Here is a 5,370-nt window from a genome sequence, read left to right on the forward strand (position 1 = left end):
CCGGCTCCCCAGCACACCCGGCCACAGCCAGACCAGCCACCGCCGCAACCGCGAGCACTCCGCGCTGAATCCGCCGACTCACCTCGCAACTCCCATCAGTCCTGGTGTCGGTCCACCGTCTTGAACGACGCCTCGATCTGCTCTTCTGTGAAGCCGTACTGCCTGGCGGCTTCCCCCAACTGCTCCCCCAACTCCCTGATCTTGTCCACGTAGCCCAGGAGTCGGTTGTAGTGGGAGTCCTCGTTGGTGAGGAGATTGCGGTTCCAGGCCGTGGCCGCCGCAACACTGATGTCGTCCTTCGCCGGCGGATCAATGATCAGCTTGTTCCGCAACCTCCGCAGTTTTTCCTCAGCCTCTTCCACGGCTTCGAGAACGGCTTTGCGGGCGGCCAGAACGTTGTCCTTGTTGACGGTGATGGTGTTCCCGGCACCGCCCGGAGCAGGCGGTGGCGGTGGTGGCGTCGTCATGCACGGCCCCCGTGGTGCGGGTTGTGGTCACCGAATCATGCGGAACATTAGCAAGACCGGTGATCGCTCGTCAGCAGATCACACGAAGACCGACTTGCAACACCCCAGCGCAGCGGCTTACCGGGCCGGGCCGCTGAACCGAGCGGAGCAGCGCTGAGCGGCAGATCACCGCTCGACACTGGTGAGTCCCGCCACGAGCGCGCGTTCGGTCCGCTGCACCGTTCCGGCGGCGTGCCGCACTGCTGCCCCGCCGAATCCCGCCCGGGAACCCCGTCGGAGCGGGTGAACTCCGTGCAACGCCGTGCACGAATTCACATCGGTGAACCGGGGAAGCAGCTCCCGACCAATTCCGCTTTACTCGATCGGCGACTCGACAAAGAGAAGGTAAAGAGCGGCGCGCTGGAGCTGAAAAACGTTCCGCGCGCACACCTCTCGACGCCTGTGCTCAGCCCACGCGCAACCGCGCTCAGTCCACGCGAAGCCGTTTTACCCCTCATTTACCCGCGAGATCGAAGTAGCCAAAGTGGATAGTTTCCACAAGGCAACTATTTAATTACCCTCGCTAATTAGTTGCCTGACCGATACAGGCCAGAAACTTCCAAACCGCCCAACAGCGCGACAAACCGGAGGAAGCAGCAACATGTGCGGCATTTCCGGATGGGTCGATTTCCGGCGCGATCTGACCCGTGAGCAATCCGTCGTCGACGCCATGTGCGACACCATGGCCTGCCGCGGGCCCGACGCCCGGGGCACCTACACCCGGCCCCACGTCGCGCTCGGCCACCGCCGGCTCGCCATCATCGACCTGCCCGGTGGGGCGCAGCCGATGCAGTACGACACCCCGGACGGGGAAGTCGCCATCGTCTACAGCGGCGAGGCCTACAACTTCACCGAACTGCGCGACGAACTGCGCCGCCGCGGCCACCAGTTCAAGACCGACAGCGACACCGAAGTCGTCCTCCACGGCTACCTGGAGTGGGGCGCGGAAGTCGCCGAGCACCTCAACGGCATGTTCGCGTTCGCCGTCTGGGACGCGCGCAGCGAACAGCTGCTGCTGATCCGCGACCGGATGGGCATCAAGCCGCTGTACTACTACCCCACCGAGGACGGGCTGCTCTTCGGTTCCGAGCCGAAGGCCATCCTGGCCAACCCGCTGGCCGAGAAGACCGTTGACGCCAACGGCCTGCGGGAGCTGTTCACCCTCATCAAGACCCCGGGCGAGGCGATCTGGTCCGGGATGCGGGAAGTCGAGCCGGGCACCGTCCTCAGCTTCGACCGCAACGGGCTGAAGATCAACACCTACTGGAAGCTGTCCGCCGTCGAGCACACCGACGACCAGCAGACCACCGTGCACCGGGTGCGGGAGCTGCTGGACGACATCGTGGCCCGCCAGCTGATCTCCGACGTGCCCCGCTGCGTGCTGCTCTCCGGCGGCCTGGACTCCAGCGCCATCACCGCCCTCGCCGGCCAGCAGCTGGCCCGCAACGGCGAACGCGTCCGCAGCTTCGCGGTCGACTTCCTCGGCCAGACCGAGAACTTCGTCCCGGACTCGCTGCGCGAAACCCCCGACGGCCCCTACGTGCACGACGTCGCCCAGCACGTGGGCTCCGAGCACAAGGACATCGTGCTCGACCCGAACTCGCTGGCCGACCCGGAAGTCCGGCGCGCCGCGGTCCAAGCCCGCGACCTCCCGCTGGGGCTCGGCGACATGGACCAGTCGCTGTACCTGCTGTTCAAGGAAATCCGCAAGCACTCCACGGTCGCGCTCTCCGGAGAATCCGCCGACGAGGTCTTCGGCGGCTACAAGTGGTTCCACGACCCGGAGGTGCAGCGGGCCAACACCTTCCCGTGGCTGGGCGCCACCGACAACGTCAGCCGGAACGGCGCGCTCAACCCCGAGCTGGTCGACAAGCTCGACCTGGCGAGCTACGTCGCCGACAACTACCGCAGCGCGCTCGACGAGGTGCCGCGGCTCGACGGTGAGAGCGACCACGAGCGCCGGATGCGGGAGATCAGCTACCTGCACCTGACCCGGTTCGTCCGCTTCCTGCTGGACCGCAAGGACCGGATGAGCATGGCGGTCGGCCTGGAAGTCCGCGTCCCGTTCTGCGACCACCGGCTGGTCGAGTACGTGTTCAACGCGCCGTGGGCGCTGAAGACCTTCGACGGCCGGGAGAAGAGCCTGCTGCGGCACGCCACCGCGGACGTGCTGCCCAAGTCCGTGGTGGAGCGCCGCAAGAGCCCGTACCCGTCCACCCAGGACCCGAAGTACGCGGCGGTGCTGCAGAGCCAGGTGTCCGACCTGGTCTCGAGCGGCAGCGAAGCGCTGTCCCTGGTGGACGAGAAGTGGCTGCGCGACGCCCTCGCGCAGGACCCGGCCAACATCGACCAGGCGGCCCGCTACGGCTTCGAGCGGATCCTCGACCTGGCGATCTGGTTCGACATCCACAACCCGACCATCAAGCTCTGACGCACCGATCGGTCCGCGAGCGCTCGGGGTGCCCCTGTCGCCCCGAGCGCTCGTGCTTTCCGCGGTCAGGTCAACGGCAGCACGAGGCGCAAAGTGCGCCCCTTCGGGGTTCGCCCAAGGCTCCACGCGGCCGTTGCGCGCCTCCGCCAGCCCGCACCGCCCACCCGGTCCGGCAGCGCCGGTCCCGCCCACCGGATCCGCCAGCAACGATCCACCGGCTGCGATCACCTCGCCGACCCGGCGCAGGCGCGCAGCCGCAGACCACCCCGTCCGGGCTGAACGGCTCGGTGACGTAGTCGTCACCACCGGCAGCGAGCCCCGCGGTCCGATCCTCGACGGTGGCCCGCGGTCAGCAACAGCACCAGCACGGAGTCCCGCTCGCGCGCACCGCGCAACGTCCCACCACCGCGCTGGCGTTGCCGACGGCCGCGACGGCCCAGAAGAACGGGAACTCCTCGGACAGGTGCTCGCAGAGCACCTGGGGGCAACCGAGCAGCGATCGCTCCTCGTCGTGGACCGGGCTCACGATGCCGACCGGCGCGGCCCCGCGGCGCGGCGCGCGGCGCCGGCGTCGAGCTCCGGCACGGCGTTCACCGCCTCCTGGTCCGGCTTCACGCCCATGGAACCGGACCGAGGTGCCAGCGACCTCGAGATCACCCGAGGACATCCCGGGAACGCCCAGCCGCGGGAAGAGCGGCAGCGATGGCGGAACACGGCGAAGCGGACGATTCCGTCAGAGGTGGGCGTTGCGGGGTTTCGGCTGGCACACCGGGCAGGTGTAGGACGAGCGGTTCATGAACGGGTCCCGCCGGATCGGCGCCCCGCAACGCGAACACGGCTGACCAGCTCGGCCGTACACCGCCAGCGACCGGTCGAAGTAGCCGGACTCGCCGTTGACGTTGACGTACAACGCGTCGAAAGACGTGCCGCCGGCCCGCAACGCGTCCTGCATGACCTCGGTCACCGCGGCGAACAACTCCCGGACCTTGGGCCGGGTGAGCGTGGCGGTGGGCCGGGCCCAGTGCAGCTTCGCCCGCCACAAGGCCTCGTCGGCGTAGATGTTGCCGATCCCGGAGACCAAGCTCTGGTCGAGCAGCGCCCGCTTGATGCTGGTGCGGCGGGAGCGCAACCGGCCCGCCAGCTCCTCCACGTCGAACACCGGCTCCAGTGGATCGCAAGCGATGTGCTCGATGGGCTTGGGCACCGCCAGCCCGCCGACCTCGACGAGCTCGGCCAGGTGCAAGCCGCCGAAGGTGCGCTGGTCCACGAACCGCAACTCCGGTCCCCCGTCGGCGAACCGGAACCGCACCCGCAGGTGCTTCTCATCGGGGGCCCCCGGCGGCTGCACCAGCAGCTGCCCGCTCATCCCCAAGTGCGCGACCAGCGCCTCGCCATCGGGCAGCGTCCCGTCGCCCAGCTCGATCCACAGGTACTTGCCGCGCCGGCGGGCCGCGGTCAGGCAGCGCCCCACCAGTCGGGTCGCGAAGTCATCCGCCCCCGGCACGTGCCGCCGCACAGCCCGCGGGTGCAGCACCTCGACCTCGGCCACCGTGCGGCCGGCGACGTGCTCGGCGACCCCGCGGCGGACGACCTCGACCTCGGGCAGTTCAGGCACGGACAACCCTCACCAGGACACTCCGAACCGGTCAGCTGGTCGACTCGGCCCCCGGGGCAGCAGCCCCGGACTCCACCTGGTCGGAGAGCTTCCGCCAAGCGGACTCGGCGGCCTTCTGCTCGGCTTCCTTCTTGGTCCGCCCGGTGCCGCTGCCGAGCGTCTCACCGCCCACCGACACGTAGGCGCTGAACTCCTTGCGGTGATCGGGGCCCTGCTCCTCCACCCGGTACTCGGGCACGCCCAGGCCGGAAGCAGCGGTCAGCTCCTGCAGGCTGGTCTTCCAGTCCAGCCCGGCGCCGCGCAGCGGAGCCTCCACCAGCAGCGGCTCGAACAGCCGGTTGATCACCTCGCGCGCGGTCTCGATCCCGTTCTGCAGGTAGATCGCGCCGAGCACGGCCTCCAGCCCGTCGGCGAGGATGCTCGCCTTGTCCCGACCACCGGTCAGCTCTTCACCACGGCCGAGCAGCAAGTGCGCCCCGAGACCGCCTTCACCCAAGTTGCGGGCGACGCTGGCCAGCGCGTGCATGTTGACCACACTGGCCCGCAACTTGGCCAACTGCCCCTCGGGGAGATCCGGGTGGTCGCGGTACAACCGGTCGGTGATCACCAGACCGAGCACCGCGTCACCCAGGAACTCCAGCCGCTCGTTCGGTGGCAGGCCACCGTTCTCATAGGCGTACGACCGGTGGGTGAGAGCAAGAGTGAGAAGCTCGGCGTCGAGTTCGACGCCGAGCGCCTTGAGCAACGGAGTCGGGTCCGTCTTGCGCGAACTCGAGCTCCGCGAGTTCTTTCCCCCCACTACTCAACCGCCGATCAAG

General features: G+C 68.6%; 5 protein-coding genes. 1 reads left to right on the forward strand and 4 read right to left on the reverse strand.

Annotation, left to right across the window (positions count from 1 at the left end; all coding sequences use genetic code 11):
• Positions 1 to 95 precede the first annotated feature (95 nt).
• A complete protein-coding gene (locus SREC43747_RS0118760) occupies positions 96 to 467 on the reverse strand; it encodes a hypothetical protein (protein ID WP_029722930.1) in 372 nt (123 codons plus the stop codon).
• Positions 468 to 1,107: 640 nt separating this feature from the next.
• On the opposite strand from SREC43747_RS0118760, the gene asnB reads away from it, so the two are divergent.
• Positions 1,108 to 2,937 (forward strand): asparagine synthase (glutamine-hydrolyzing), encoded by a 1,830-nt coding sequence (gene asnB, locus SREC43747_RS0118765; RefSeq protein ID WP_029722931.1) that lies wholly within the window; start codon positions 1,108 to 1,110, stop codon positions 2,935 to 2,937.
• A gap of 349 nt (positions 2,938 to 3,286) precedes the next feature.
• On the opposite strand, the gene SREC43747_RS21440 is transcribed toward asnB, so the two are convergent.
• From SREC43747_RS21440 to rnc, 3 genes are all read right to left on the reverse strand, one after another.
• On the reverse strand, positions 3,287 to 3,463 hold the full coding sequence (locus SREC43747_RS21440) for a hypothetical protein (RefSeq protein WP_160173046.1): 177 nt from the start codon (positions 3,461 to 3,463) through the stop codon (positions 3,287 to 3,289).
• 207 nt (positions 3,464 to 3,670) lie between these two features.
• Positions 3,671 to 4,552 (reverse strand): bifunctional DNA-formamidopyrimidine glycosylase/DNA-(apurinic or apyrimidinic site) lyase, encoded by an 882-nt coding sequence (gene mutM, locus SREC43747_RS0118780; RefSeq protein ID WP_029722932.1) that lies wholly within the window; start codon positions 4,550 to 4,552, stop codon positions 3,671 to 3,673.
• Between the two features lie 31 nt (positions 4,553 to 4,583).
• The gene (rnc, locus tag SREC43747_RS0118785; RefSeq protein WP_081722690.1) at positions 4,584 to 5,351 is read right to left on the reverse strand and encodes a ribonuclease III; all 768 of its coding nucleotides are present in this window, start codon (positions 5,349 to 5,351) and stop codon (positions 4,584 to 4,586) included.
• Positions 5,352 to 5,370 lie beyond the last annotated feature (19 nt).

It is taken from the genome of Saccharopolyspora rectivirgula DSM 43747 (assembly GCF_000497205.1).
In the GTDB taxonomy this organism is placed as follows: domain Bacteria; phylum Actinomycetota; class Actinomycetes; order Mycobacteriales; family Pseudonocardiaceae; genus Saccharopolyspora; species Saccharopolyspora rectivirgula.

Excerpts from the sequence above, each read along its gene's own strand:
- SREC43747_RS0118760 (WP_029722930.1), bottom strand. The coding sequence starts at position 467 with ATGACGACGCCACCACCGCCACCGCCTGCTCCGGGCGGTGCCGGGAAC.
- asnB (WP_029722931.1), top strand. The coding sequence starts at position 1,108 with ATGTGCGGCATTTCCGGATGGGTCGATTTCCGGCGCGATCTGACCCGT.